The 26,596-nt window shown below is 68.8% G+C and carries 22 protein-coding genes; 14 read left to right on the top strand and 8 right to left on the bottom strand.

All coding sequences use genetic code 11. The features are described 5' to 3' along the window. Positions 1–4: 4 nt before the first annotated feature. Positions 5–1,750, bottom strand: a complete 1,746-nt coding sequence (locus QF040_RS28955) for a chloride channel protein (protein WP_429613819.1) — start codon at positions 1,748–1,750, stop codon at positions 5–7. Positions 1,751–1,864: 114 nt separating this feature from the next. On the opposite strand from QF040_RS28955, the gene QF040_RS28950 reads away from it, so the two are divergent. Beyond that, the gene (locus QF040_RS28950) at positions 1,865–2,443 is read left to right on the top strand and encodes a GNAT family N-acetyltransferase (protein ID WP_429613818.1); all 579 of its coding nucleotides are present in this window, start codon (positions 1,865–1,867) and stop codon (positions 2,441–2,443) included. Here QF040_RS28950 and QF040_RS28945 read toward each other — a convergent pair. Genes QF040_RS28945 through QF040_RS28935 form a run of 3 tightly spaced genes read right to left on the bottom strand, consistent with a single transcriptional unit; the run spans position 2,435 to position 6,027 of the window. Beyond that, on the bottom strand, positions 2,435–3,148 hold the full coding sequence (locus QF040_RS28945) for a sulfite exporter TauE/SafE family protein (protein WP_306882639.1): 714 nt from the start codon (positions 3,146–3,148) through the stop codon (positions 2,435–2,437). The two genes, QF040_RS28950 and QF040_RS28945, sit on opposite strands and share 9 nt — an antisense overlap. Further along, the gene (locus QF040_RS28940; RefSeq protein WP_429613817.1) at positions 3,145–4,566 is read right to left on the bottom strand and encodes an amidohydrolase family protein; all 1,422 of its coding nucleotides are present in this window, start codon (positions 4,564–4,566) and stop codon (positions 3,145–3,147) included. The genes QF040_RS28945 and QF040_RS28940 overlap by 4 nt, the downstream gene beginning before the upstream one ends. A gap of 45 nt (positions 4,567–4,611) precedes the next feature. Beyond that, the gene (locus tag QF040_RS28935) at positions 4,612–6,027 is read right to left on the bottom strand and encodes a uracil-xanthine permease family protein (RefSeq protein ID WP_429613816.1); all 1,416 of its coding nucleotides are present in this window, start codon (positions 6,025–6,027) and stop codon (positions 4,612–4,614) included. Positions 6,028–6,174: 147 nt separating this feature from the next. Here QF040_RS28935 and QF040_RS28930 point away from each other — a divergent pair, with 147 nt between their 5' ends. Beyond that, complete coding sequence (locus QF040_RS28930; RefSeq protein WP_429613815.1) at positions 6,175–7,215, top strand: LacI family DNA-binding transcriptional regulator; 1,041 nt, start codon at positions 6,175–6,177, stop codon at positions 7,213–7,215. A gap of 9 nt (positions 7,216–7,224) precedes the next feature. On the opposite strand, the gene QF040_RS28925 is transcribed toward QF040_RS28930, so the two are convergent. Continuing rightward, positions 7,225–8,601, bottom strand: coding sequence for a PQQ-dependent sugar dehydrogenase (locus QF040_RS28925; RefSeq protein ID WP_429613814.1), 1,377 nt, complete (start codon positions 8,599–8,601; stop codon positions 7,225–7,227). Between the two features lie 130 nt (positions 8,602–8,731). Here QF040_RS28925 and QF040_RS28920 point away from each other — a divergent pair, with 130 nt between their 5' ends. From QF040_RS28920 to QF040_RS28905, 4 genes are all read left to right on the top strand, one after another. After that, complete coding sequence (locus QF040_RS28920) at positions 8,732–9,490, top strand: alanyl-tRNA editing protein (RefSeq protein ID WP_429613813.1); 759 nt, start codon at positions 8,732–8,734, stop codon at positions 9,488–9,490. 44 nt (positions 9,491–9,534) lie between these two features. Next, positions 9,535–11,760 (top strand): protein-disulfide reductase DsbD family protein, encoded by a 2,226-nt coding sequence (locus QF040_RS28915; RefSeq protein ID WP_429613812.1) that lies wholly within the window; start codon positions 9,535–9,537, stop codon positions 11,758–11,760. 94 nt (positions 11,761–11,854) lie between these two features. After that, positions 11,855–12,547: a redoxin domain-containing protein gene (locus QF040_RS28910; RefSeq protein ID WP_429613811.1), complete on the top strand. Its 693-nt coding sequence runs from the start codon at positions 11,855–11,857 to the stop codon at positions 12,545–12,547. 123 nt (positions 12,548–12,670) lie between these two features. After that, positions 12,671–14,017: an MFS transporter gene (locus QF040_RS28905; RefSeq protein WP_429613810.1), complete on the top strand. Its 1,347-nt coding sequence runs from the start codon at positions 12,671–12,673 to the stop codon at positions 14,015–14,017. A gap of 9 nt (positions 14,018–14,026) precedes the next feature. Here QF040_RS28905 and QF040_RS28900 read toward each other — a convergent pair whose 3' ends face one another. Beyond that, positions 14,027–14,746, bottom strand: a complete 720-nt coding sequence (locus tag QF040_RS28900) for an SDR family oxidoreductase (protein WP_429613809.1) — start codon at positions 14,744–14,746, stop codon at positions 14,027–14,029. Positions 14,747–14,820: 74 nt separating this feature from the next. On the opposite strand from QF040_RS28900, the gene QF040_RS28895 reads away from it, so the two are divergent. From QF040_RS28895 to QF040_RS28880, 4 genes are all read left to right on the top strand, one after another. After that, complete coding sequence (locus QF040_RS28895; RefSeq protein ID WP_429613808.1) at positions 14,821–15,756, top strand: LysR family transcriptional regulator; 936 nt, start codon at positions 14,821–14,823, stop codon at positions 15,754–15,756. Between the two features lie 33 nt (positions 15,757–15,789). Further along, on the top strand, positions 15,790–16,899 hold the full coding sequence (gene hemE, locus QF040_RS28890) for a uroporphyrinogen decarboxylase (protein ID WP_429613807.1): 1,110 nt from the start codon (positions 15,790–15,792) through the stop codon (positions 16,897–16,899). A 503-nt stretch (positions 16,900–17,402) separates the two neighbouring features. Continuing rightward, on the top strand, positions 17,403–19,484 hold the full coding sequence (priA, locus tag QF040_RS28885) for a replication restart helicase PriA (RefSeq protein WP_429614708.1): 2,082 nt from the start codon (positions 17,403–17,405) through the stop codon (positions 19,482–19,484). Positions 19,485–19,534: 50 nt separating this feature from the next. After that, the gene (locus tag QF040_RS28880; RefSeq protein WP_429613806.1) at positions 19,535–20,431 is read left to right on the top strand and encodes a hypothetical protein; all 897 of its coding nucleotides are present in this window, start codon (positions 19,535–19,537) and stop codon (positions 20,429–20,431) included. 41 nt (positions 20,432–20,472) lie between these two features. Here QF040_RS28880 and QF040_RS28875 read toward each other — a convergent pair whose 3' ends face one another. Next, positions 20,473–20,685, bottom strand: a complete 213-nt coding sequence (locus QF040_RS28875) for a hypothetical protein (RefSeq protein WP_013539206.1) — start codon at positions 20,683–20,685, stop codon at positions 20,473–20,475. A 319-nt stretch (positions 20,686–21,004) separates the two neighbouring features. Here QF040_RS28875 and QF040_RS28870 point away from each other — a divergent pair, with 319 nt between their 5' ends. Then, entirely contained in the window at positions 21,005–21,649 is a 645-nt protein-coding gene (locus tag QF040_RS28870; protein WP_429613805.1) for a hypothetical protein, read from the top strand. A gap of 9 nt (positions 21,650–21,658) precedes the next feature. Here QF040_RS28870 and QF040_RS28865 read toward each other — a convergent pair whose 3' ends face one another. Continuing rightward, positions 21,659–22,687, bottom strand: a complete 1,029-nt coding sequence (locus QF040_RS28865) for an AEC family transporter (RefSeq protein ID WP_429613804.1) — start codon at positions 22,685–22,687, stop codon at positions 21,659–21,661. A gap of 172 nt (positions 22,688–22,859) precedes the next feature. On the opposite strand from QF040_RS28865, the gene QF040_RS28860 reads away from it, so the two are divergent. The 3 genes from QF040_RS28860 to QF040_RS28850 are packed head-to-tail and all read left to right on the top strand — an operon-like array spanning position 22,860 to position 26,595. Beyond that, on the top strand, positions 22,860–24,977 hold the full coding sequence (locus tag QF040_RS28860) for an ATP-dependent helicase (RefSeq protein ID WP_429613803.1): 2,118 nt from the start codon (positions 22,860–22,862) through the stop codon (positions 24,975–24,977). Continuing rightward, entirely contained in the window at positions 24,974–25,429 is a 456-nt protein-coding gene (locus QF040_RS28855; RefSeq protein ID WP_429613802.1) for a hypothetical protein, read from the top strand. The genes QF040_RS28860 and QF040_RS28855 overlap by 4 nt, the downstream gene beginning before the upstream one ends. Further along, positions 25,426–26,595 (top strand): phospholipase A, encoded by a 1,170-nt coding sequence (locus QF040_RS28850; protein ID WP_429613801.1) that lies wholly within the window; start codon positions 25,426–25,428, stop codon positions 26,593–26,595. Before QF040_RS28855 ends, QF040_RS28850 begins: the two co-directional genes overlap by 4 nt. The last annotated feature ends 1 nt before the right edge of the window (position 26,596 follow it).

The raw sequence follows: 26,596 nt of genomic DNA, 5'->3' as shown, positions 1-26,596 counted from the left end.
CCTTCTAGGCCTGCCAGGGCAGGCCGCGCATCCGCTCGCGCTTTTCTTCCTCGTCGAAATGCGCGAGCGATGGCTTGATGAGGTCGCTGCGCGCGACGAGTCCGACCAGCGCGAGCGACTGCGCATCCTTCACAACGGGCAGCCGCTCGAGCCGGTGGCGCGCGAGGCGCGTCGCCACCACGCGGCAGTTTTCTCCCGCGAGCGCGAACAGCGGCGCCGAACCTTCGCAGGCATCGCCCACGGTGCCCACGCTGAAAGCCGCGAGCATCGCGCGGTCGGCCATGCCGATCACCGCGTTGCCGCGCAGCACCGGATACGCGCGGTGCACCTGGCCTTCGCCGAAGTACTGCGCGAGCGCTTCGGCCACGGGCAGCGCCGCATCGATGCTGCGCACCTCGCGCGTCATCACCTCCTCGACCGAGTGGCGCTCCAGCGGATCGATGCCGTATTCGCGGTAGATGTGATAACCGCGGCGCGCGATCTTCTCGGTGAGGATCGAGCGGCGCATCGTGAGCACGGTGAAGCCGTAGGCGACTGCCGATGTGGTCAGCAGCGGCAGCAGCGCATTGCCGTCGTGCGTGAGCCCGAAGGCGAAGATGGTGGCGGTGAGCGGCGCGCGCATCACGCCGCCGAGCGTGGCGGCCATGCACACCAGCGGCCACAGCATCGGGTCGTTGCCGGGCAGCACGTGCGAGAGCACCACGCCCAGGCCGGCGCCCATCATCAGGAGCGGCGCCAGCACGCCGCCCGAGGTGCCCGAGCCCAGCGAGATGACCCAGATGATCGCCTTCACCGCGAGCAGCGCGGCCACCACGCCGAGCGCGAGGTGGTTGTGCAGCAGGTCGCCGATGACGTCGTAGCCCACGCCCAGCGCGCGCGGTTCGAAGTAGCCGCCGATGCCGACCGCGAGGCCGCCGATGGCCGGCCACCACATCCAGTGGATCGGCAGCTTGCCGAAGAGGTCTTCCACCTTGTAGAGCGAGATCGAGAGGGAGGCCGAGAGCATCCCGCACAGCAGGCCGGCGACGATGCAGGAGAGCATCGCGAGCGGGCCGGGCACAGCGGTCTGCAGCGGGAACAGCGGGCCCGCGTCCATCAAGAGCGGCCGTGTGAAGCCCGCGACCGCGCAGGCCACGGCCACCGGCAGCAGGCTGCGCGGACGCAGCTCGAACAGCAGCAGCTCGACCGCCAGCAGCACGGCGGCCACCGGCGTTCCGAACACGGCCGTCATGCCGGCGGTGGCGCCCGCCACCAGCAGCGCCTTGCGCTCGGCGGCGGTGAGGTGGAAGTACTGCGCGATCAGCGAGCCGATCGCGCCGCCCGTCATGATGATCGGCCCCTCGGCGCCGAACGGCCCCCCGCTGCCGATCACGATGCCCGAGGACAACGGCTTGAGCACCGCGACCTTCGGCGACATCTTGCTCTTGCCGAACAGGATCGCCTCGATGGCTTCGGGAATGCCGTGGCCGCGGATCTTGTCGGAGCCGTAGCGCGCGACCAGGCCCACGATGAGCCCGCCGATCACCGGCACCACGATGACCCAGGCGCCCAGCGTGTGCGTGGCCGGCGAGCGGTCGGCCAGCGAGAAGGTCTGGAAGAAAAAGAGATTCGTGAAGAAGCGGATCAGGTCGAGCAGCACGCGGGCGGCCACGGTGCTGATGGCGCCGATGACGATCGCCATGGCGGTGATGCGCAGCAGGCGCGCGTTGAGCGCGAAGTCGCCGCGCGGCGGGTGGGAGGCTGGGGTCATGGCGGGGGTGTGGCGCGACAGGGTCCGGCGTCGATGCCGGTGTCGCGAGGGGAGTTCGGAGCAGTCCTAATTACATCACAACATGATAGAAATACGCTGATTCACAATCGCCGCATGACCGCTCCCCTGATCGAATTCGACACCGCCCGCCTTCGCCTGCGTCAATGGCGCAAGAGCGATTGCGCCCCCTTCGCCGCAATGGCCGCCGATCCGGAAGTCATGGAATTCTTGCTGCCGCTGCCCACGCGCGCCGACAGCGATGCGATGGTCGAACGCGGCAGAACCCGCATCGCCGAGAACGGCTGGGGCTTCTGGGCTGTGGAACACAAGGCGACGGGCGAATTCATCGGCTTCACCGGACTGAACGTGCCGCTGGCCGCGCTGCCGTTTTCACCGTGCGTCGAAATCGGCTGGCGCCTTGCGCGCCACGCGTGGGGCCAGGGCTTCGCGACCGAGGCTGCGCGCGGCGCGTTGCAGGTCGGCTTCGAGCGGCTCGGCTTCGACGAGATCGTCGCCTTCACCGCGGTCGGCAACCTGCGCTCGGCCGCGGTGATGGAACGCATCGGCATGCACGAAGACGTGGCCGCCGCCTTCGACCATCCGCTGGTGCCCGAAGGCCACCCGCTGCGCCGGCACCGGCTCTACCGGCTGGACCGCGCGGCATGGGCCGCCGCGCGCGGCGCTTCAGAATGAATGCAGCAGCAGCGCGAGGCCCGAGACGATCGCGAAGACCTGCACGAAGATGCGAAGGAAGCCGCCGTTCACGCGGCGATGCACCACGCGGCTGAGCACCGCGCCCACCACCAGCGCGGGCAGCAGCAGGGCCGCGGCGCGCAGTTGCGAACCGTCGATGCGGCCGGTCGCCATCAGCGTGGCGAGCGACACGAGTTCGCCAACCAGGAAGCACAGCGCGATGGTCGAGCGCATGGTGGGCGCGCGTTCGTGCTGGTAGACGAGCGCAAGCGGCGGCCCGCCGATGCCGGTCGCGGTCTCGGTGACGCCGGTGACCAGCCCCGCCGCCACGAAGGCCGAACGCCCCGGCGAGAAGGCCGGCATCATCAGCGTGACCAGCGCCGCAGCGATGGTCGAGAGACCCACGAACAGCGACAGATGGCTCGCGCTCAGCGCCGCCAGCACCCAGAGGCCGCCCGCGGTGCCGAGCACGCGCCCGCCGGTGATCCAGCCGGCACCGGTGCGGTCGATGGCGCCGCGCTCCCGCCACATCACGTAGAGATTGAGCGGCAACATCAGCACCAGCACGCACACAGGCAGCAGGTCGGGACGCACGATGCCGATCACCGGCGCAGCGATGAGTGCGAAGCCGACGCCGGTCGCGCCCTGCACGAAGGCGGCGAACAGCACGGCGAGCGAGACCAGGAAGAGGTGCTGCGCGCTCACTGGGCGTTCCGGGCGCGGGCCATGGACGACAGGCGGCGGTGCTCGGCCGCCGTCGGATGAAGCCGCACGATGGGCGCGCGTTCGATGGCCGCATGCGCCGCGCGCGCGAGCCGCTGCTGCAGCGCCCGCGCATCCCAGTCGGGCGGCCAGCCCTCCCACAGGCGCAGGCGCCCGTCGACGAACACGGCCGTGATCTGGTCGCGGTTGCCCAGCCGCACCAGGTCCCAGGTGAGATCGACGGAGGTGCACATCTCTGGCGTGTCGACATCGACGACGAGGAAGTCGGCCGCCTTGCCGACGGCGATCTCGCCGGTGAGGTGGCCCAGGCCCACGGCGCGCGCGCCTTCGTGCGTCGCGTGGTCGAGCCAGGTCCAGCCACCGCCGCTCGATGCATCGCCGATGGCCATGCCGAAGGCCAGCTTCTGCGCGGCCTCGGCCGCATCCATCAGACGGAAGGCGTCGCTGCGCGTGGCGTCGGTGCCGAGGCCGAAGCGAATGCCCAGCGCGGCCATCAGGTTCGCTGGGGCCACGGCATTGCCCTTCCACTGACTGGCGACGGGGTTGTAGCTCACGGCGGTGTCGGTGTCGCGCAGCAGCACGAGTTCGGCAGGCGTGACGAGCGTGCCGTGCGCGATCAGCACCTGCGGACCGAGCGCGCCCAGGTGCGCGAGCAATTCGAGCGGCCGCTTGCCGCGCTGCACCACCGAGCGCTCGACCGACGCGAGGTGTTCGTTCACATGCGTCTGGAAGATGGTGCGCGCCTCGGCGCACAGCGCGGACACGCCGGCGAGCATTTCGTCGGAAGCGGCCTCGGGCACCGAGATGGCGAGCGAGGGATGCACCAGCGGCGCGTTCGACCAGTCCCGCAGGAACTGCGTGGCCCGCGTCCGGATGGCCTCGCGCTCGGTCGCGCTGCTGTCGTTACCGCCGTCGTTGCAGATCAGGCCGAGCACGCAGCGCAGGCCCGCCTCCTGCACGGCGGCGGCCACCGAGCCGATGTCGCCCGGCGCGCGCGTGCCCGCATCGCACACCGTCGTGAAACCGCCGCGCAGCGACTCGAGCGCCGCGAGCTTGGAGGCGAGATAGACGAACTCGTCGTCCAGGCTCGATTCGAGCGGCACCCACACGCGCCGAAATATCTCGGAGGGCTCGCCATACGCCAGCGACTTGCCGAAGGACTGCGTGAGGTGGTGGTGCGCGTCGATCATTCCGGGCATCAGGAGCTTGCCGGGCAGTTGCACGGGCACGAGGTGCGGATGGCGCGCGGCCAGCACCTCGGCGGGGCCGACATCGCGAAAGCGCCCGCCGGCCACATGCACGGCATGGCCGGTGACAGGGCCGTCACGCAGCATCAGGTGGTCGGGAACGAGCAGCAGCTCGTCGGCCGCGAGACGCGCGGCATCGAGTTCAGGAGACATGGTGAAAAAGGAAAGGGACAGGAGAAAGAAACCAGGAGCCGGGGCTCAGTGCGAAGCCGAGGCCATGTCGGCGGGTTCGGCGAATTCGGCAGTTGCGGGCGCCTCGGCGTGGACGCGGTTGAAGACCATGTTCAGCAGCACCGCCGTGAGCGACCCCATGGCCAGGCCGTTGCCCAGCACCAGCTGCAGCGTGTCGGGGAAGCGGCTGTAGAGGCCCGGCACGACGATGGGCAGCAGTCCCATGGTGAGCGCGCCGGCCAGGACGAACATGTTGCCGCGCTCGTGCAGGTCGACCTTGCGCAGCATGTCGATGCCCATGGTGCCGATGATCGCGAACACCACCATCGCGGTGCCGCCAACCACGGCCGAGGGAATGGCGCTGGCCAGGCGGCCGAGCGGCGCCGACAGCGCGATGAGGACCAGGATCGCGCCGGCCATCGCCGTGACGTAGCGCGAACGCACGTTGGTGGCGCGCACGATGCCGATGTTCTCGCCGCTCGTGATGATCATCGAGGTGCCGAAGAACCCGCCGGCGAGCGACACCAGCGCATCGCCGCGGATGGTGCGCGGCACCGCGTCGCGCGGGTCGATCTTCCGGCCCACGACTTCGGCCACCGCCACGGTCTGGCCGGTGGCCTCGACCATCGAGATGACGCTGAAGATCAGGAGCGGCACGGCCGCCACGAGATCGAAGCGCGGCATGCCGAAGGGCAGCAAAGTCGGCAGGCTCCAGAAGGGGCCGGCGGCGACCGCGCCGAAGTCCATCAACCCGCAGCCGGCCGCGAGCACCGTGCCGGCCAGGAGCCCCAGCAGCACCGCGAGCTGACCCAGCGTGCCCTTGAACAGCCGCGCGAACAGCACCGTGAAACCGATGGTCGCGAGCGCCAGCCCGATGTTCACCGGATCGGCGAAGGTCGGCGTGCCGGCCTTGCCCGCGATGATGCCGCCGTACACCTTCACGAGGTTGATCGACACCAGCAGCAGCAGCGTGCCGATGACGATCTTCGGAAAGAAGCGCAGGCAGCGCGCGAACACCGGCAGCACCAGGAAATAGAACAGCGCCGTGAGGATCACCGCGCCCGAGGCGGTCTGCAGGTCGCGCTGCTGCGCGATGGTCACGAACATCACGATCGGCGCGCCGCCCGGCACCATCACGAACGGCAGCCGCGCGCCGAACTTCCAGGGCCCGAACGATTGCAGCAGCGTGCCCACGCCGCACAGGAGAAAGGTGGCGCTGATCAGGTTGACCGTGAGCGCCGCGGGCAGCCCCAGCGCCTTGGCCACGAGGAACACCGAGGTGATCGGCACGGCCGCCATCACCAGCACATGCTGCAGGCCGAAGAGGAGCAGTTGCGACAGGGGCAGCACAGCATCGACGGGTGCCGTGGCGGCAGTGGTCGCCGGGGGCGCGGCGGAAGACACGGAAGGGGGCGCAGCGGAGGCATCGGAAACACGGGACATGGTCGGAATCCTTGAACCGGGACAACACCCAAATCGATTTGGGCGCACTGGCAAAAAAAGCCGCCGAAGCGGGTGAAGTACATTCCGGGACACTTTGCCCAAAACGATTTGGGAATTGAATCACCGGTTTTCGAAAAGGTCAACGGGATGAGCACTGATCCATTGCCGCGCGCGAACATCAAGGACGTGGCGCGGGAAGCGGGGGTGTCGCCGACCACCGTGTCCCACGCGCTCAACGCCCGGGGCCAGGTCGACGCCGAGACCCGCGCACGGGTCGAGCGGGCGGCTCTCAAGCTGGGCTACCGCCCGAACCGCAACGCGCAGCGGCTGCGCACGGGCGAGGCGCACATGATCGTGCTGCTCTCGTCGATGCCGTTCGCGGTGGCGGGCGGGCCCTCTCGGCTCGGCTTCATGATGGAAGTGGCGGCGGTGGCGGCAGCGGCGGCGCTCGACCGCAGCCTCGCGCTGGTGCTCGCCCCGCCGATGGAAACGGGCCGCGTGCCGATGGAACTGCTGGACGTGGACGGTGCGCTGGTCATCGAGCCCTCCGCGGGCGATCCGAACCTGGACTATCTGTTGCGCCGCGGCCTGCCGGTGGTCACCATCGGCAAGCCGGCGGAAGACGTGGCGGGCGGCGCGGCGATGCCGCCCTACGTCGACATCCATTCGGGTCGGACCACGCGCCTCCTCCTCGACCATCTGCATGCGCAGGGCGCCCGCCAAGTCGCCATGATCCTCGGCTCGGCGCAGCGCAACTCGTACCTGGAAGGCCGGGCGGCCTACCTCGACTTCGCCGAGGCGCACGGGCAAGCGCCACTGCTGTCGCTGGTCGATGAAGTGAAGGGCGAGAACGGCGGCCGCGAGGCCGCGCTCGCAATGCTGGCGGCCGAACCCGGCATCGATGGCTTCTGCGTGCCGGTGGACGCGTTCGCGACCGGCGCGGTCGCGGCGATCCTCGAATCGGGCCGGCGCATTCCCGACGACGTGATGGTCGCGACGCGCTACGACGGCGTGCGCGCCCGCACCAGCGTGCCGCCGCTCACGGCGGTGGACCTGCATCTGGAAGAAGTCTCGCAGCAGGCCATCGCGCTCTTGTTCGACCACCTGCGCGGCGACACCGCGACACGCCGGGTCGACGGGCCTGCGGCGCAACTGGTCCCGCGGCTGTCGTCGGCGCGCAGGGGCTGAGGGCCCGACTCAGTTGGGCTTCGCGCGCGACACGCGCCACACCGCGTTGCCCACGTCGTCCGCCACCAGCAGCGCACCGCTCTTGTCGAGCGCCACGCCCACCGGCCGGCCCTGTGCCTTCTCGTCGGCCGTAAGAAAGCCGGTGAGGATGTCCACCGGCGGCCCGCTCGGCTTGCCGCCGATGAAGGGCACGAACACCACCTTGTAGCCCGACTTGGGCTTGCGGTTCCACGAACCGTGCTCGCCGATGAAGACGCCGCTCGCGAACTCCGGCGGCATGCCGCGCGCGTGCGAGAAGGTCATGCCGAGCGGCGCGACGTGCGAGCCGAGCGCGTAGTCGGGCGCGATCGCCTTGGCCGCCATCTCGGGGTTCTGCGGCGTCACGCGCGCATCGACGATGCCGCCGTAGTAGGTCCAGGGCCAGCCGTAGAACGCGCCCTCCTTCACCGAGGTGAGGTAGTCGGGCACGAGGTCGCTGCCGATCTCGTCGCGTTCGTTTACCACGGTCCACAGCACGTTGGTGTCGGGGTCCCAGCCCATGCCGTTGGGGTTGCGCAGGCCACTCGCGAAGAGGCGCTTCTCGCCGGTCTTCGCATCGACCTCCCAGATCGCGGCGCGGCCTTCCTCGGCGGCGAGCCCGTTCTCGCCGATGTTGCTGTTGGAGCCGACGGTCACGTAGAGCTTGGTGCCGTCGGCATTGGCGATCACGTTCTTGGTCCAGTGGTGGTTGATGCCCGCGGGCAGTTGCGTCACCAGCGTGGGATTGGCCTTTACCGAGGTCTCGCCCTCGGTGTAGGGCACCTTCACGAGCGCATCGGCATTCGCGATGAAAAGCTCGTTGCCCACCAGCGCCATGCCGTAGGGCGACATCAGGTTGGTCATGAAGACCTGCTTGACCTCGGCCACGCCGTCGCCGTCGGCATCGCGCAGCAAGGTGATGCGGTTCGGGCTGGGCACGCCGGCACCGGCGCGAGCCATGACCTTGCCCATGACCCAGTTGCGGATCTTGGCGACCGGGCCGCTGCCGCCGTCGCTGCTGCCGCCGGGCTTGGGCGGCTTGTTGCTCTCGGCCACCAGCACGTCGCCGTTGGGCAGGGTGTAGACCCAGCGCGGATGGTCGAGGCCGCGCGCCAATGCCGTCACGCGCAGGCCTTCGGCGGGGGTGGGCGCGGCGGTGTCGGTCCAGCCGATGGCGGTCGCGACGTTCACGGTGGGAATCAGGGTCTTGTTCGGCTCGGTCAACTGCGGGCGGGGGCCGGTCGTGACCTCGGGCGCCAGCTTGGCGGCCTCGCCGCAGCCCGCCACCAGCAGTGCAGTGGCGACGGCCAGGGCGGATATCTGCGATGCGCGGACGATGCGGGTGGGTGCTTGCTGCGGAGCTTTCATGCGTGATCCTTCGCGGCGGAGGCCGCATACCGGGCGGATCATCCATGGGCCGCCCACCCCGGGGCTGTCGGTCGTGGGCGCTTTCTGGCGTGGGCGCACCCCAATCGCGCATCGCCGCTACCATCGCCGCATGACCGACGACCTGTTCCGTGCCGACGCCTACCTGCGCACCTGCGAAGCCCGCATCCTGCGCATCGACGAAGCCGGCATCGTGCTGGACCGCACGGTGTTCTATCCGTTGGGCGGCGGGCAGGCGGGAGACGCCGGCGTGCTGGCCCTGGCCGACGGCCGCGAAGTCGTCATCGTCGACACCCGCAAGGCCAAGAACGAAGAAGGCCTTCCCACCAACGAATTTCTCCATGTGCCGGCGCCCGAACAGGCCGACCTGCTGGCGACCCTGAAGCCCGGCGACACCGTCACCGCCCGCCTCGACTGGGAGCGCCGCCACCGGCTGATGCGCTTTCACACCGCCTCCCACCTGCTGTGCCATTTGGTGCCGGTGCCGGTGAACGGCTGCTCGATCACGCCCGAGTACGCGCGCATCGATTTCCACATGACCGATCCGCTCGACAAGGAAGCGCTCACCGCCGGCCTCGCGCGGCTGGTCGAGGCGGCGCACCCGCTGACCGTGGGCGCCATCACCGACGAGGAGCTCGACGCCAACCCGGCGCTGGTCAAGAGCATGAGCGTGCAGCCGCCGCGCGGCACGGGCACGGTGCGCACCATCCGCATCGGTGGCGAGGGTGAAACGCAGATCGACTTCCAGCCCTGCGGCGGCACGCATGTTGCGAACACCGCCGAGATCGGGACCGTGGTCGTCACCAAGATCGAGAAGAAGAGCGCCAACAGCCGGCGCGTGGTGCTCGGCTGGGCGGCCGCGGCAGCCTGACGCCCCCCGGAACTTAGCCCTGCCCAATTGCTCCGACTGACGGCATGATCCTCTCGCGCATCCATTTCGCTACGCTTCTGATAGCAATCTCCGCAGCCAGCATGCCGGCCGCGGCACAACTGGCTTCCAAGACCGGGGCCGTCGTCACCACCTCTCATGTGCGCGCCGAACTGGTTGCGCATGCGCCCGATGGCGTGGCGCCCGGCGCACAAGCCTGGGTCGGCCTGCAGATCACGCACCAGCCCGAGTGGCACACCTACTGGAAGAACGCCGGCGATTCGGGCCTTCCCACCGAGCTGACCTGGACGCTGCCCGCCGGCGTCTCGACCGGCGAAATCGCCTGGCCGGTGCCCGAGAAGATCCCGGTCGGCAACCTCGCCAACTACGGCTACGAGAACACCGTGCTGCTGCCGGTGCCGCTGGAGGTGTCGACGCTCTACAAGCCGCCGATGGCGCTCGCAGGCGGCACGCCCGCGATGGACGTGAAGCTCAAGGCCTCCTGGCTGGTCTGCCGCAAGGAATGCATCCCCGAAGAGGGCGAGTTCACCCTCTCGCTGCCGCTGCAGGGCTCGACCGCACTGCACAAGGCCGAGTTCGATGCGGCACAGGCCGCCCAGCCCCAGCCGCTCGCCAAACCGGGCGGCATCGAGGTCAATGGCAACAACCTGCAAGTGAAGCTCGAAGGCCTGCCGGCCGCCGTGCAAGGCAAGACGCTCGCCTTCTTCCCCGAGACCCCCGAGGTGATCCGCACCGCGGCCGTCTCCGGCAAGGACTGGACGCAAAGCTGGCAAGGCGGCACCTGGACCGCGACGATGCCGCTGGCCGACCAGCGCAGCGCGAGCCCGACGGTGATGCCGCTGGTGGTCGCGCTCGCCGAAGCCGACCGACAGCCGGGCCAGCCGATGGCGTGGCGCACCGAAGCGCCGGTCGCGGGCACCTGGCCCGCCGTCGCCACGCCGGCGCGCGCCGAGGTGTCGCCGGCCCTGCAGGCCGCGCTTGCTGCAAACGCCGCCAACGCCGCCGCATCGGCATCGCCCGCCGACCTGCCCGCTCAACCCACCGGCACCTTCGCCATGGCCTTGCTGGGCGCGCTGCTCGGCGGCCTGCTGCTGAACCTGATGCCCTGCGTGTTCCCGATCCTCGCGATCAAGGTGCTGGGCTTCGCGCGCCAGGCCGGCAACGCCAGCGCGCACCGCAAGGCGGGCCTCGCGTACACGGGCGGCGTGATGCTGTCGTTCCTCGCGCTCGGCGGCGCGATGCTCGCGCTGCGCGCGGCCGGTGCGCAACTGGGCTGGGGCTTCCAGCTGCAGTCGCCGGGCGTGGTGGCGGTGCTGGCGGGGCTCTTCACGCTGATCGGCCTCAACCTCGTGGGCGTGTTCGAGTTCGGCCGCGCGGCGCCATCGTCGGTCTGCAGCGCGCAGGCCAAGCATCCGCTGGCCAACGACTTCCTCTCCGGCGTGCTCGCCGTGGTGATCGCCTCGCCCTGCACCGCGCCTTTCATGGGCGTGTCGCTCGGCTTCGCGATCGGGCTGCCGGCCGCGCAGGCACTGCTGCTGTTCGCGGCGCTGGGCCTCGGCCTCGCCCTGCCCTACCTCGTGGCCGGCTTCGTGCCCGCCATCGCCTACCTGCTGCCCAAGCCGGGACCGTGGATGGGCACGCTGCGCCGCCTGCTGGCCTTTCCGATGTTCGCCACCGTGGCGTGGCTGGTCTGGATTCTTGGCCAGCAAAGCGGCATCGACGGCGCGGGCACGCTGCTCGCGCTCCTGGTGTGCCTGGCCGCCATCGTCTGGGCGTTCACGCTGCGCGGCCGCACGCGGCTGGTGATCGCCACCGTGCTGGTCGCCTTCACCGCGGTGCTGACCGGCGCCATCGGCCGCAACATCCTGCAAGTGGTAGAGCCGGCCAAGCTGGCCGCGGCCGGCACCGCCAACCAGCGCTGGCAGCCGTGGTCGGCCGAGCGAGTGAGCGAGCTCTCGGGCGCCGGGCAACCGGTGTTCATCGACTTCACCGCCGCCTGGTGCGTGACCTGCCAGTACAACAAGAAGCGCACGCTGGCCGATGCCGAGGTGCTGGCCGATTTCGATGCCAAGAAGGTCGCGATGCTGCGCGCCGACTGGACCCGCCGCGACCCCGCCATCACCGCCGCGCTCACCGCGCTCGGCCGCAGCGGCGTGCCGGTCTATGTGCTGCAGGCGCCGGGCAAGGCGCCGGTCGTGCTGACTGAAATTTTGGGTAAAGACGAGGTCCGCGCCGCACTTGCTGCGCTTTGACCACCTGCGTGACATGGGTTGTCACATGCACTGGAAGAAACGGTTCTAAGCTGCAGTTGTCGTTTGGAATTTTCTAATGGAGCTCACGCTGGCCATGTCTCTTTCGCCAACCTCCGACTCGCGTTCCCTTCGTGCCGCGCGCCATGCCCGCGCCGCCCTGAGCCGAGCCTCCCGCCGTGCCGTCGTCGCTGCTGCTGTCGCGCTCGGCGGTGCATTCCTGATGGGCACCAACGCCTTCGCCGCACCGGCCGTGGGCCAGAAGGCGCCCGACTTCGTCGCCGTCGACACCACCGGCGCCAAGCACAAGCTCTCGGACTTTGCCGGCAAGTTCGTGGTGCTCGAATGGACCAACCCCGGCTGCCCCTTCGTGCGCAAGCACTATGGCAGCGGCAACATGCCCGCCACGCAGAAGGCCGCGACCGACAAGGGCGTGGTGTGGCTGGCCATCAACTCCACCGAACGCGCCGCGAGCGACTACCTGAAGGCCGATGCGCTCGATGCCTGGATGAAGTCGCAATCGGCCGCGCCCACCGCGGTGCTGATGGACGAAGACGGCGTCATCGGCCAGGTCTACGGCGCGCGCACCACGCCGCACATCTTCATCATCGACCCGAAGGGCACGCTGGTGTATGCGGGCGGCATCGACAGCATCGCCTCGGCGCGCGCGGACGACATCAAGACCGCCACCAACTACGTGAACCAGGCGCTGGGCGAAGCCTTCGGCGGCAAGCCGATCTCGGCCGCCACGACGCGGCCCTACGGCTGCTCGATCAAGTACAAGGCCTGACGCGCGCACAAGCACGCACGTCGTCACTCTTCGGGTGACAGCTACCTGACCCGCGGCGTCAGGTAGCGGTCGGGGAGCCCGGCCTACCCTTGGTGCATACACATCGCCCAAGGGGACAACAAGATGAATCCTGCGCCCTCCGCTGCGCAACAAGGCGCGGCTGTCCGCCCTTCTTCCACCACGGTTGCTTCCTCCTCGAAATTCGCCACCGTCCTGCGCGTGACCGGCGGCAACTTCATGGAGATGTTCGACTTCTTCCTGTTCGGCTTCTACGCCACGCAGATCTCGAAGGCGTTCTTCCCCGCGGGCAACGAGTTCGCCTCGCTGATGCTCACCTTCATGACCTTCGGCGCGGGCTTCCTGATGCGTCCGCTGGGCGCGATCTTTCTCGGCGCGTATGTCGACCGCGTCGGCCGGCGCAAGGGCCTCATCGTCACGCTCGCGCTGATGGCGCTGGGCACGCTGCTCATTGCCTGCGTGCCGGCCTACGCGACCATCGGCGTCATCGCGCCGCTCCTGGTGCTCATCGGCCGGCTGCTGCAGGGCTTCTCTGCGGGCGTGGAGCTGGGCGGCGTGTCGGTGTACCTCTCGGAGATGGCCACGCCGGGCCGCAAGGGCTTCTACGTGAGCTGGCAGTCGGCGAGCCAGCAGGTCGCCATCGTGGTGGCGGCCGCGCTCGGCTACTGGCTCAACGTGACCTTCACCTCGCAGGAGATCGGCGACTTCTACTGGCGCGTGCCCTTCTTCGTCGGCTGCCTGATCGTGCCGGTGCTCTTCATCATTCGCCGCTCGCTGCAAGAGACCGAGGAATTCATGGCGCGCAAGCACCGCCCCGATGCGCGCGAGATCTTCCAGTCGATGGTCGCCAACTGGGGCCTCGTGGTCGCCGGGATGATGCTGGTGTCGATGACCACCGTGTCGTTCTACCTGATCACGGTCTACACGCCGACATTCGGCAAGTCGGTGCTGCACCTGAGCACGACCGATGCGCTCATCGTCACGCTGTGCGTGGCGATTTCGAACTTCATCTGGCTGCCGATCATGGGCGCGCTCTCGGACCGCGTGGGGCGCAAGCCGCTGCTGATCCTTTTCACGGTGCTCACCATCCTCACCGCGTACCCGTCGCTCAAGTGGCTGGTCGGCGCGCCGAGTTTCGCGCGCATGCTCGAGGTCGAGCTGTGGCTCTCGTTCCTCTATGCGAGCTACAACGGCGCGATGGTGGTGGCACTCACCGAGGTGATGCCGGTGAACGTGCGCACGGCCGGCTTCTCGCTGGCCTACAGCCTGGCGACGGCGCTGTTCGGCGGCTTCACGCCGGCCATTGCGACGGGGCTCATCGAGATGACCGGCGACAAGGGCGCGCCGGGCCTCTGGATGACGGCGGCCGCCATCTGCGGGCTGATCGCCACGCTGGTGCTCTACCGGCGCAATGTAAGCCCCGCCGATACGCGGCGCGTGCCGGTGGTCTGAGCTTCTTTCTCAGACCAGCCGCAAGCCGCCGTCGCACTCGATCACCGTCCCGGTCGTGTAGCCGTTCTCGACCAGGAACTGGATCGCATGCGCCACGTCCTGCGCCTGGCCCACGCGGCCGACGGGCAGGATCTCCACCTGCTGGCGAAAGAGATCGTCCTTCATCGCGGCGGGCATGCGGTTCCACCAAGGCGTGTCGACCAGCCCCGGTGACACCGCATTCACCCGGCTCGGTTTCAACTCCCGCGCGAGGCTGCCGACCATCGCTTCGAGCGCGCCGTTGATGGCGGCGAGCCCCGCGGTGCCGGGCAGCGAATTGCGCGCCGAAATCGCCGTCACGAAGGTGATGCTGCCGCCCTTCCGCAGTACGCGCGCACCCGCCTGCGCCGCTTCGAGCTGCGGCCAGAACTTGGCCTCGAAGCCGCGCCGGAGCGACTGCAGGTCGAGCTGCACGAACTCGCCCGCACCCTCGCCGCCGCTCAAGGTGAGCACGAGGTGATCGATCGGCCCGGTCGTCTCGAAGAACGCGTCCAGCGCGCCGCGATCGCTCGCATCGAACGCGGCGCCGCTCACGTTGTTGCCCATGCCGCCGATGGCGTCCCGCAGCTTGCCGTTGTCGCGCCCCGTGGCGATGACGCGCGCGCCCGCCGCCGCGAGCCGCCGCACGGTCTCCAGCCCCACGCCGGACGAGCCGCCGACGACCACCACTGTCTGCTGTGCCAAAGCCATGTCGAATTCCTTTGAATGCCTGATGAGCCTTCAGGTTAGGGAGCACCGGCCTATCATTCAAATCGTTTGAAAACATGATCCACATCAACGAAAGTGATTTCAGGCGGCTCGACCTGAACCTGCTGCTGGTGTTCCACGCGTTGCTGCACGAGCGCAGCGTCACGCGTGCGGCGCAGCGGCTTTTCATCGGCCAGCCTGCGCTGAGCGGCGCCCTCAAGCGGCTGCGTGCCGCGCTCGGCGACGACCTGTTCGTGCGCACCTCGCACGGCATGACGCCGACGCCGCGCGCGCTCGAACTCGCGCGCGTCATCGAGCCGCTGCTGCTCTCGCTGCAGCAGGCGCTGCATGCGAAGCCGGCGTTCGATCCCGCAAAGGCCGAGCGCGTGTTCCGCATCGGCCTGAGCGATGCGCTGGAGGTCGCGCTCATGCCGCGGCTCATGCAGCGCCTGTCTGCCGAGGCGCCCGGCGTGCGGCTGATCGCGCGCGCTGCCGACCGCACCGACGCGCCCGCCCTGCTCGATGCGGCCGAGATCGAGCTGGCCGTGGGCGTCTTCACCGAATGCGCTGCCTGGCACCGCCAGCGTGCGCTGTTCGACTGGCATTTCGTCTGCGTCTACAACCCCGAGCTCGTGAAGGTGCGCGGCAAGCAGATCACGCTCGATGAGTATCTGCGTTTTCCACACCTGCTCACCTCGTTCAGCGCCGACCTGAGCGGCCTGGTCGACGAGCTGTTGCGCGAACGGGGGCTCGCGCGCCAGGTGGTGTTCTCCAGCCGCAACTTCGCGACCAGCCCCTTCATCGTGCGGCAGATGGCGGCCATCACCACCGTGCCCACCTTCGCCGCGGCCACCTGGCGCGATGCGCTGGGCCTGGCGGTGAGCCCGCTGCCTTTCGAGACGCCGGGCTACGCCGTATCGCTCCTGTGGGCCGCGGCCCACGACGGCGACCTCGGGCTCCAGTGGCTGATTTCGCTGATGGGCGAGGTTTTCAGCGGCAATCCGGTGCGCTGACCCCCGCGCGGGAGCCCCTGCGACAATCGGCGCATGCCTTTCGCCCCATTGCAAAACGACACTTTCCTGCGAGCCTGCTGGCGCCAGGCCACCGACCACACGCCCGTCTGGCTCATGCGCCAGGCCGGCCGCTACCTCCCAGAGTACGTCGCCACGCGCGCCAAGGCCGGCAGCTTCATGGGGCTGGCGACCAACACCGACTACGCCACCGAAGTCACGCTGCAGCCGCTCGCGCGCTATCCGCTGGACGCGGCCATTCTTTTCTCCGACATCCTCACCGTGCCCGACGCCATGGGCCTTGGCCTGTCGTTCGAGGCCGGCGAAGGCCCGCGCTTTGCCCGCCCGGTGCGCGACGAAGCGGCCGTGGCCGCGCTCGAAGTGCCCGACATGGAAAAGCTGCGCTATGTGTTCAGCGCCGTGGCCTCGATCCGCAAGGCGCTCGATGGCCGGGTGCCGCTGATCGGCTTTTCGGGCAGCCCGTGGACGCTGGCCTGCTACATGGTCGAAGGCGCGGGCTCCAGCGACTACCGGCTCGTGAAAAGCATGCTCTACGGCCGCCCCGACCTGATGCACCGCGTGCTCGCGGTCAATGCCGATTCGGTGGCCACCTACCTCAATGCGCAGATCGACGCCGGCGCGCAGGCCGTGATGATCTTCGACAGCTGGGGCGGCGTGCTGGCCGACGGCGCCTTCCAGGAATTCAGCCTCGCCTACACGGCGCGCGTGCTCGCGGGCTTGAAGCGCACCGGCGCCGATGGCCAGCCCGTGCCGCGCATCGTGTTCACCAAGGGCGGCGGCCTCTGGCTCGATGCCATGCGCGCGCTCGACTGCGAAGTGCTCGGCGTGGACTGGACCGTGAACCTCGCCACCGCGCGCCGCCAGATTGCCGAAGGCAGTGACGGCAAGGCCAAGGCGCTGCAGGGCAACATCGACCCGAACGTGCTGTTCGCGCCGCCCGCGCAGATCGAGGCCGAGGTGGCCAAGGTGCTGCAGGCTTTCGGCAAGCCGCATGCCGACCGCGATGCGCCAGGGCCGACGCACATCTTCAACCTGGGCCACGGCATCAGCCAGTTCACGCCGCCCGACCATGTGGCGGCGCTGGTCGAAGCGGTCCACACGCAGTCGCGCGCCCTGCGCGGTTGAAACTGTCACGCCGGGGGCAGGTCACGCGAACGCGCGGGAGGGCCCCAGGAAAACCGCTCCGAATCCGTTTGTCAAGCCCAAAAACGGTCTAGGGGGCCAGACTTATGCACAAAACGCGTGTTGCACTGCGCAAGATTATCTGAGGCATCGCCTTCTTTGCTCCCAAACCAATAGCACGCGTAAGTTGTTGATTTATATAGGATTCGGACTTTGCTTTTTTTTGGGGCAATCCAGCGAGAGCCTTGATTTTCAAGGCTCGCCAGCGTGTCGAGCCCTGTTGTCAACAAAGTTATCCACAGAAACTCTGGATGGCGGGCAAAGCACTGGAAAATCAACGACTTAAGTGGATTTGCTCAAAGTCGCATTAACAACCGTTGCCAACAAGGTTCCCCATCTCTGCCGCCAGCCCCGCCCCCGAAACGGACGCCGCGACCGCGGGTAACTCCGCTCCGCCGCCGCCTGACAGCGCGCCGGCGGGCGCAGCGTGGCGTCTCGATATCGCGGTGCAGACGCCGGCGCACGCCGCGCTCGGCGACCTGCTGAGCTACGCCGGTGCCGCGCCGCTGGTGCCCGGCACGCTGGTGCGGGTGCCGCTGGGCCGGCGCGAGGTGCTGGGCGTGGTCTGGAACGAGCCCACTTCGCTGGCAGGGACCGGGGCCGAGCCCGACATGGCGCTCAAGCCCGTGGGCGCCGCGCTCGATGCGCTGGCGCCGCTCGGCGAGGCCTGGCGCGACCTCGTGGCCTTTGCCGCGCGCTACTACCAGCGCTCCATCGGCGAGATCGCCCTCGCCGCCCTGCCGCCGCAACTGCGTGACCTGACCACGACCCAGCTCGCGCGCCGGCTCAAGCGCAAGACGACGACCGGCCCCGTCGCCGAGACGGCCGAAGCAGCCAACCCGATCGCGCTGAGCCCGGAGCAGACGGCGGCGCTGGCCCGCATCGAGGCGGAGAGCGGCACCTTCCTCCTGGTCGGCAGCACCGGCAGCGGCAAGACCGAGGTCTACCTGCGCTGCGTGGCCGACCTGCTCGCGCGCGACCCCGAGGCGCAGGCGCTGGTGATGGTGCCCGAGATCAACCTCACGCCGCAGCTCGAAGCGCGCTTCAAGGCCCGTTTCGGCGACGAGGCCGTCGTGTCGCTGCACAGCGGCATGACGAATCCGCAGCGGCTCGCCAGCTGGCTCGCTGCGCACAGCGGCGCCGCGCGCATCGTGCTGGGCACGCGCATGGCGGTGTTCGCGTCGATTCCGGGGCTGAAGCTCATCGTGGTCGACGAAGAACACGACCCGAGCTACAAGCAGCAGGAAGGCGCGCGTTACTCGGCGCGCGACCTCGCCGTGTGGCGCGGCCAGCGCGAGGGCGCGAAGGTGATCCTCGGTTCGGCCACGCCCTCGCTCGAAAGCTGGCATCAGAGCCGCCCCGCCGAAGGCGACGACCCGGGCGGGCGCTACGTGCGGCTCGAGATGCCATCGCGCATCGGCGCGGGCGAGCTGCCCGCGGTGCGGCTGGTCGACATGAACCTGCAGCCGCCGAAAACCGTGCTCTCGGGCGCGCTGCTCGACGCCATCGGCCAGCGCATCGCACGCGGCGAGCAGAGCATGATCTTCCTGAACCGCCGCGGCTACGCGCCGGTGCTGGCCTGCGGCGATTGCGGCTGGAAGAGCGAATGCCCGCACTGCAGCGCCTACCGCGTGTTCCACAAGATCGACCGCACGCTGCGCTGCCACCACTGCGGCTTCACCGAACGCGTGCCGCGCGCCTGCCCGGCCTGCGGCAACCCCGACATCGCGCCCGTGGGCCGCGGCACCGAACGGCTCGAGGAGCACCTGGCCGAACTGTTCGCGGCGGTCAAGCGCCCCGACGGCAGCGCGGTACGCATCGCGCGCATCGACGCCGACAGCACCAAGAAACAGGGCGCGCTCGAATCGCAACTGGCCGCCGTGCATGCGGGCGAAGTCGACGTGCTGGTCGGCACGCAGATGATCGCCAAGGGCCACGACTTCCGGCGCATCACGCTGGTGGCTGCGGTGAACCCCGATGGCGCGCTGTTCTCCAGCGACTTCCGTGCGCCCGAGCGGCTGTTCAGCCTCTTGATGCAATCGGCCGGACGCGCCGGACGCGACGCCGCCTACCTCGCAGCGCAGGGCGCGACCGCCGAGATGTGGATTCAGACCTTCCACTCGCAGCACCCGCTCTTCATGGCGCTGCGCAAGCATGACTACGCCGCGTTCGCCAAGCAGCAACTCGACGAGCGCCGGGCCGCCGCGATGCCGCCCTTCGCGTTCCAGGCGCTGCTGCGCGCCGATGCGCGCGAGCAGTCGGTGGCGCAGGCTTTCCTGAACATTGCAGCCGATGCAGCCGAAGCCCTGCCGGGCGCCGACATCGTTACGCGCTACCCCGCGGTGCCGCTTTCGATCCAGCGCGTGGCCAATGTGGAGCGCGCGCAGATGCTGATCGAAAGCCCTTCGCGCGCCGCGCTGCAACGCCTGCTGGCGAGCTGGCAGCCGCTGCTGCACGAGTTGCGCTGCACGCCCGAGGGCAAGGGCGTGATCCGCTGGCTGATCGACGTCGATCCGCACAGCATCTGAGCCGGTTGTCCTGCACGGCGCAGCGGCGGGCGGCGCCAAGGTGAGCCGGCATGAACAACATCCTCGCTTCCGTGGCGCGCCGGACCGGCCTCGCGTTCGTCGCCATCGCGCTGGTGGCCGCATCGGCGCCGGCCCTGGCGCAGCAGCCGTCCGCTGATACCGGAGCCGCCGCCGCGCTGCGCGCGAAGCTGCAGGCGCTCGCGCCGCAACTGGAACGCAATGCCTTTCGCCGCCCGCTCGCGCTCGAATCGAACGAAGCCGCCGATCGATTGAGCGGCGACGTCTACGCGCTGGTCGACCATCCCTTCGCACGCGTGAGCGGCGCATTGCGGGAGCCGGCCGCGTGGTGCCAGGTGCTGATGCTTCACCTCAACACCAAGCACTGCGCGGTGAAGGGCGGCGGCGCCACGCTCGCGGTGGCCATCGGCCGCAAATTCGACCAGCCGCTGTCGGACGCGCAGACCATCGCCTTCGCCTACACGCCCGGCAAGGCGGATGCGAACTACCTCAACGTGCGCCTGAGCGCGGACACCGGCCCGCTTTCCACACGCGACTACAGCATCGTGTTCGAAGCGACGCCGGCCGACGGCGGCAAGACGGCGATCCACCTGCGCTACGCGTATGCCTACGGCACGGCGGCGCGGCTCGCGATGAAGGGCTACCTCGCCACGCTCGGCAGCGACAAGGTCGGCTTCACGCCCGCGGGACAGGGCGGCTACATCGGCGGCGTGCGCGGCGTGGTGGAGCGCAACACCATGCGCTACTACCTCGCGATCGACAGTTATCTCGATGCGCCCGCCGCGGGCCAGCTCGAGCAGCGCCTCGCGGCATGGTTCGATGCGACGGAGCAGTACGCCAGGCAGCTTCACGAAATCGAGAAGAGCGACTACCTCGCGATGAAGCGCCACGAGTTCCAGCGCATGCAGCAGCCACAGGCCGCGTCCTGAAACAACGGCACGGTGACGCGCTCATTCCAAGAACTCAGAGATCAGTGGTGGCCGGTGGGCTCCTTGCCCATGTCGACATAGCGCAGCTCGCGGTGATGACGGCGCCGCGCAATGCTGCCCGGCCATGCGAACACCACGAGGCTCAATGCGGCCAGCGCGATCGACGCTGCAGTGCCCAGCAGACCGACATGCCAGACCCAGCCCACGCCGGCGAGCCATGCCACCCACAGCAGGATGCGAACCAGTATTGCCATCGCGCGCCCTATTCACGTCTTCACATCTTTGACCTGGAATCACTGTAGCAGCGCATCTGCAAACTCAAGCATTCAACTGAAGGCATATCGATGCCTACGACTTACGGCCTGCCCTGTGATTACCCAGAAATAATCTGCAAAAGGTGTTGACGCGATGCCATGAGGCTGTTCAAGCTGTAAACGCGCTGTAAACCCGCGAACCGACGCGGGACCCCGGGTTCCAAGCAAGCTCGCTCGCTCACACGCAAAGGTCGCCGTGAAACCGTCGTTTCTTCCTGGTTGGGTCCTCTCGCTTGCGTGCATCGCCGCCGTTGCCGGCATGGTCGGTACACCGGTTGCCGCCACCGCCGCGGACATCGAATTGCAAGGCCGCGAACTGGTGGTGTCGGGCATGCTCGACGGCAGCGCGATCAAGACCTTCACCGATCACCTGGCAAGCGGCACCGTGCGCACCGTGGTGTTCGAAGACCTCTCCGGCGGCACTGCCGATGCGGCGGGCGCCTTTGCCGACGCCATTCGCGCGAGCGGCGTCGACACCGAGATCCGCGGCCAGTGCATGGCCGCCTGCGCGTACGCGTTCCTTGCCGGCAAGACGCATCGCTTCGGTTACGGCTTCCAGGTCAACGGCATCCTGCTGCCGGTGGCCGCGCGCCCCACGGCGGCCGAGCTGGCCGTGCGCTGGCGCGGCGAGGAAGCCCACAAGACACTGGCCGACTTCACGCCCCCAACCGCCAGCACGGCGGGCACGGCGACGGCGAAACCGGTGGAGGCCAGTGTCCCGCCCGTGAAAGGCGTGAGAGACAACTGGCAGCCGGATCACGGCATCCTCTTCACCGCGAGCCCCACGCTCTTCGGCCGCATCTACAACGCCTACTACTGCGACGGCACGCAGGGTCGCGATTTCTCGAAGTGCGAGCGCATCTCGGATGCCGATCCGTACAAGCTCGGCGTCCTCACGCCGTAGTACTTCGCCTCAGCGCAGCAGCCCGACCGCCAGCGGAAAGCTGAAGAACGCCGCCACCGTCGTCCACAGGATGATGCGTGCGATGCGCCCGTTGTCCGCACCGAAGCGCTCGGCCAGCATCGATACATTGCTCGCGCTCGGCAGCGCCGCGACCAGCACGATCACCACCAGCGCCGCGTGCGAGAGCGGCAGCCCCAGCGCGATGGCGCCCGCGCCCAGCGCCCACACCAGCACCGGATGCAGCAGGAGCTTCACCGCCACCACCGGCAGCACATCGGCCAGCGGCGCCTTGGGCATGGCGGCGCCTCCCGTTCCCATGGCCTGGGCCACCGCGGCGCTCGCCACGTGCTCGCGCGCCAGCAATGCGGAGCGCGCCAGCACCGCGCCGATGGTGAAGAGCGCCACCGGCGAAGCCGCATCCGCGAGCATGGCGATGGTGCGGTCGATGGGCCCCGGCAATTGCCAGCGCGCGGCCGACAAGAACACACCCAGCAGGATCGACCACGGCATCGGATTGATCAGGATGCCGCGCAGCGCCTTGCGCGCCGCCTGCGAGGCGCCATGCCGCCCCCCACTGCCGGCCTCGCCGGCGCCATCGAGCCGCGACAGCGCAATGCAGAGCGACGAGGTCACGACCAGGTCGAACGCGATCGTGATGATCATCGGCCCCGCCGCCTGCGCGCCGAGGATCGCCACCAAGAGCGGCACGCCCATGAAGCCGGTGTTCGGAAAGGCCGCCACCAGCGCGCCGAAGGCCGCGTCGTTCCAGCCGATGCGCGCATTGCGGGTGAGCATGACCACGCCCGCCACCACGGCCAGCGCGCTCGCGCCCCAGATCAGTGCCACGCTGCCATCGAGCAACTGCGCGATCGGCGTGCCGGCGCCGAAGCGCAGCAGCATGCAGGGCAGCGCGAAATACAGCACGAAGGTGTTGAGGCCGGGAATCGCCTCCAGCGGCAGGAGGCGGGCGCGGGCGGCGGCATAGCCGGCCGCGATCAGCGCGAAGAAAGGGAAAGTTACAAGAAATACAGGCAGCACCGCGCGATTGTCGTTGCCCGGGCCTGCGCCTGGCCCTTCGTAGCCCTTCCTGGCCCTTTTCCTGCATGCGCCCTGCGTGCGCCGCCTACAACGTCCGGTGGGGCCGGCCCCGTATCATTGCCCGCTTTGCGCCTGCCGTTCCCCACGGCGTTCCCCGGTTCTCCCTCTGCACATGTCCCACGGTCTCAATCTCGCGCAACAAGAAGCGGTCAACTACATGCACGGTCCCTGCCTCGTGCTGGCAGGCGCGGGCTCGGGCAAGACGCGGGTCATCACGCACAAGATCGGCCGGCTGATCCAGGCCGGCCTCGAACCCAAGCGCATCGCGGCCATCACCTTCACGAACAAGGCGGCGGCCGAAATGCGCGAGCGCGCGAAGGACCTGATCGGCCGGGACGCGCGCAAGGTGATCGTCTGCACCTTCCATGCGCTGGGCGTGCGCATGATGCGGGAAGACGGCGCGGTGCTGGGCCTCAAGCCCGCCTTCAGCATCCTGGACAGCGACGACGTGACCAAGATCCTGAAGGACGCCGGGGGCACCACCGACATCGCCACCGCCCGCATCTGGCAGTGGACCATCAGCAAGTGGAAGAACATGGGCCTCGATGCCCAGCAGGCCGCCGCCGCCGCGGTGGACGACAACGAGCGCATCACCGCCGAGGTCATGCGCCATTACGAAGAGCGGCTGCAGGCCTACCAGAGCGTCGACTTCGACGACCTGATCGGCATGCCGCTCAGGCTGCTTCACGACTTTCCCGAGGTACGCGCCAAATGGCAGGCCGCGCTCGGCCACATCCTGGTGGACGAATACCAGGACACCAACGCCACGCAGTACGAAGTGCTGAAGGCCCTGGCCGGCGACCGCGCCCGCTTCACCGCGGTGGGCGACGACGACCAGTCGATCTACGGCTGGCGCGGCGCCACGCTGGACAACCTGAAGAAGCTGCCGATCGACTACCCGACGCTCAAGGTCATCAAGCTGGAGCAGAACTACCGCTCCACCAGCGCCATCCTGCGTGCGGCGAACAACGTGATCGGCCCCAACCCCAAGCTGTTTCCGAAGACGCTGTTCTCCGAGCTGGGCGAAGGCGAGCCGGTGCGCGTGGTCGATGCCGACACCGAGCTGCACGAGGCCGAGCGTGCGGTGGCACGCATCGTGAGCCTGCGCGCGGGCGATGCCGTCACGCAAGGGGCGCAGCACAAGGAGTTCCGCGACTTCGCCATCCTCTACCGCGCCAACCACCAGGCGCGAATCCTGGAACAGGCGCTGCGCCGGGCGCAGATTCCCTACAAGGTGTCGGGCGGCCAGAGCTTCTTCGACCGCGCCGAAATCAAGGATCTGTGCGGCTGGTTTCGCCTGTGGGTCAACAACGACGACGACCCCGCGTTCCTGCGCGCCATCACCACGCCCAAGCGCGGCATCGGCCACACCACGCTCGCGAGCCTGGGCACCTTCGCGAGCCAGTACAAGCTGAGCCTGTTCGCGGCGCTGTTCAGCCCGTCGCTGCCCAGCGTGATCCCGAAGCGCACGCTCGACGGCGTACACGAGTTCGGCCGCTACATCAACGACCTGGAATACCGCGCGCGCCGCACCATGGGCGCCGAGGCTTCCCGCACCTTCATGCTCGACTGGCTCAAGGAGATCGACTACGAGCGCCATCTCTACGACGGCGAAGAGAGCGAGGCGGCCGCCGCCACGCGCTGGAACAACGTGATGGACTTCGTCGACTGGATGTCGCAGCGCGCCGGCGGATCGCTGGACGACGCCTCGGGTGCCAACGACAACAACAACGACGACAACGGAATCGAGCGCAAGAGCCTGCTCGAGGTGGCGCAGACCATCTCGCTGCTCTCGACCATCAGCGAACGCGAGCAGGACCAGAACGTGGTCACGCTCTCCACGCTGCACGCCTCCAAGGGCCTGGAGTGGCCGCACGTGGTGCTGATCGGCGTGACCGAGGGCATGCTGCCCTTCAAGCTCGACGACGACAACGGCCGCCAGAAGGTGGTGAGCGACGAGACGACGCAGCGCCTGCAGGAAGAGCGCCGCCTGATGTACGTGGGCATCACCCGCGCGCAGCGCACCCTGGCCGTGAGCTGGACCAAGAAGAGGAAGCAAGGCCGCGACATGGTGCCCTGCCTGCCGAGCCGCTTCATCGCCGAGATGGGCCTCGACAAGACCACCACGAAGGAAGACCCGCGCGAGAAGCTCAAGGCGCTGCGCGCCGAGTTCGCACGCAAGGCACAGGACAGCGCGGCTGCGAAGGCGGCCGCCGCGGCGGCGCCATGAGAGCGCTGCTGCTCGCTGCCTTCGCCGCGCTTGCCGTCGCGGGCTGCGCAGCGGTCGATCCCAAAGATCCCAATTGCCCCGCCGACGCGCGCGACCTGCCGCTGACCTCGCTCTACGGCCGCTGGGAAGCGCGCTTCGACGGCCAGCCCGCCGTGTCCGTCGTGCAACTGGGCAAGCACCCCGACTACGCCGGGGTGCGCGGCACGATCACACGCAGCGCCGATGGCGGCGCCAAGCCTTCGGTGGCGCAGCTCGCGGGCGACGTCGACGACGAGGGCGCCCTCTCCATCGACGAATCGCTGGACGGCCGCGCCATCAGCGGCAACTGGGCCGGCACCTTGCAGCCGCGCTCCTGCGGCCGCGAATTCAGGGGAACCTGGCGCAATGCCGCAAACGACAGCACGCACCCGTTCGTGCTGACCAAAACGGGCGCCATGGAAGGAAAACAATGACTACTCGCATACATGCTCTTTTCGCAACGTCCATGACGTTCGCTGCCTGCCTGGGCGGCACGGCCGCCTACGCGCAGGCCGTCGACAAGCCCGCAAGTCCGCTGGCCGATGCGCAGCTCACCTGGCAGCAGTGCACGGCGCTCGGCAACAACAACGACGCCCGCCTCGCCTGCTTCGACCGCTGGGCGCAGCAGCAGACACTGCCTTCGGTGTCGGTGCCGGTCGCGCCGCCGGTGCTGGCCAGCACGCAGCCCGCGCCGCCCGTGGACGGATCGATGCCCGCCACCCGCGTGATCTCGGTCGCTACCAGCGAAGGCTGCCGCGACCGCCAGTACTCGGCGCTCTCGCGCTTCTGGGAACTGGAGAACGCCACCGATTGCGGCACCTTCGGCTTCCGCGGCTACCGGCCGCTCAGCGTGTCGGCCTCGGCCGCCACCGACAAGCCGCAGGTGCCGACCTCGCCCTCGGCCGGCCACACCGGCGAAGCCGTCGCCTACCAGGCCAACGAGATGCGCATCGGCCTGTCGGTGCGCACCAAGCTCGCGCAGGGCCTGCTCACGCAGAACGACCCGGTCAAGAAGGATTCGCTGTGGTTCGCCTACTCGCAGCAGTCGACCTGGCAACTGTTCAACGGCGACATCTCGCGGCCGTTCCGCACCACCGACCACGAACCCGAGCTGATGTATGTCTACCCGACCGACTTCAAGCTGCCCGGTGGCTGGCGCTGGCGCTACACGGGCGTGGGGCTGGTGCACCAGTCGAACGGCCAGACCTTGCCGTTGTCGCGCAGCTGGAACCGCGTCTACCTGATGGGCGGTGCCGAGCTGGACGACCGGTTCCAGATCACCGGGCGCATCTGGCAGCGCATGTCCGAGAGCGCCGCGAAGGACGACAACCCCGACATCTCCGACTACATCGGCCGCGCCGAAGTCACCGGCCGCTGGAACCTCGACCGCGACAACACGCTCGGCCTCACGGTGCGCAACAACCTGCGCGACAGCGGCCGCGGCTCGGTGCGGCTCGAGTGGCTCAAGGCCATCGGCGATCCGACCAAGAGCAACCTGCGCTTCCACACGCAGCTTTTCCATGGCTACGGCGATACGCTGGTGGACTACAACCGCAAGCGAACCGTTCTGAGCATCGGTCTCAGCCTGGTTGATTTCTGAT

Source organism: Variovorax sp. W2I14 (assembly GCF_050435205.1).
GTDB lineage: Bacteria > Pseudomonadota > Gammaproteobacteria > Burkholderiales > Burkholderiaceae_C > Variovorax > Variovorax paradoxus_C.
Note: the sequence above shows the minus strand (reverse complement) of the source record. Positions and strands in the feature narration are given on the sequence as shown.

Excerpts from the sequence above, each read along its gene's own strand:
- QF040_RS28955 (WP_429613819.1), bottom strand. The coding sequence starts at position 1,750 with ATGACCCCAGCCTCCCACCCGCCGCGCGGCGACTTCGCGCTCAACGCG.
- QF040_RS28950 (WP_429613818.1), top strand. The coding sequence starts at position 1,865 with ATGACCGCTCCCCTGATCGAATTCGACACCGCCCGCCTTCGCCTGCGT.
- QF040_RS28940 (WP_429613817.1), bottom strand. The coding sequence starts at position 4,566 with ATGTCTCCTGAACTCGATGCCGCGCGTCTCGCGGCCGACGAGCTGCTG.
- QF040_RS28935 (WP_429613816.1), bottom strand. The coding sequence starts at position 6,027 with ATGTCCCGTGTTTCCGATGCCTCCGCTGCGCCCCCTTCCGTGTCTTCC.
- QF040_RS28930 (WP_429613815.1), top strand. The coding sequence starts at position 6,175 with ATGAGCACTGATCCATTGCCGCGCGCGAACATCAAGGACGTGGCGCGG.
- QF040_RS28925 (WP_429613814.1), bottom strand. The coding sequence starts at position 8,601 with ATGAAAGCTCCGCAGCAAGCACCCACCCGCATCGTCCGCGCATCGCAG.
- QF040_RS28920 (WP_429613813.1), top strand. The coding sequence starts at position 8,732 with ATGACCGACGACCTGTTCCGTGCCGACGCCTACCTGCGCACCTGCGAA.
- QF040_RS28915 (WP_429613812.1), top strand. The coding sequence starts at position 9,535 with ATGATCCTCTCGCGCATCCATTTCGCTACGCTTCTGATAGCAATCTCC.
- QF040_RS28910 (WP_429613811.1), top strand. The coding sequence starts at position 11,855 with ATGTCTCTTTCGCCAACCTCCGACTCGCGTTCCCTTCGTGCCGCGCGC.
- QF040_RS28905 (WP_429613810.1), top strand. The coding sequence starts at position 12,671 with ATGAATCCTGCGCCCTCCGCTGCGCAACAAGGCGCGGCTGTCCGCCCT.
- QF040_RS28900 (WP_429613809.1), bottom strand. The coding sequence starts at position 14,746 with ATGGCTTTGGCACAGCAGACAGTGGTGGTCGTCGGCGGCTCGTCCGGC.
- QF040_RS28895 (WP_429613808.1), top strand. The coding sequence starts at position 14,821 with ATGATCCACATCAACGAAAGTGATTTCAGGCGGCTCGACCTGAACCTG.
- hemE (WP_429613807.1), top strand. The coding sequence starts at position 15,790 with ATGCCTTTCGCCCCATTGCAAAACGACACTTTCCTGCGAGCCTGCTGG.
- QF040_RS28880 (WP_429613806.1), top strand. The coding sequence starts at position 19,535 with ATGAACAACATCCTCGCTTCCGTGGCGCGCCGGACCGGCCTCGCGTTC.
- QF040_RS28875 (WP_013539206.1), bottom strand. The coding sequence starts at position 20,685 with ATGGCAATACTGGTTCGCATCCTGCTGTGGGTGGCATGGCTCGCCGGC.
- QF040_RS28870 (WP_429613805.1), top strand. The coding sequence starts at position 21,005 with ATGGTCGGTACACCGGTTGCCGCCACCGCCGCGGACATCGAATTGCAA.
- QF040_RS28860 (WP_429613803.1), top strand. The coding sequence starts at position 22,860 with ATGTCCCACGGTCTCAATCTCGCGCAACAAGAAGCGGTCAACTACATG.
- QF040_RS28855 (WP_429613802.1), top strand. The coding sequence starts at position 24,974 with ATGAGAGCGCTGCTGCTCGCTGCCTTCGCCGCGCTTGCCGTCGCGGGC.
- QF040_RS28850 (WP_429613801.1), top strand. The coding sequence starts at position 25,426 with ATGACTACTCGCATACATGCTCTTTTCGCAACGTCCATGACGTTCGCT.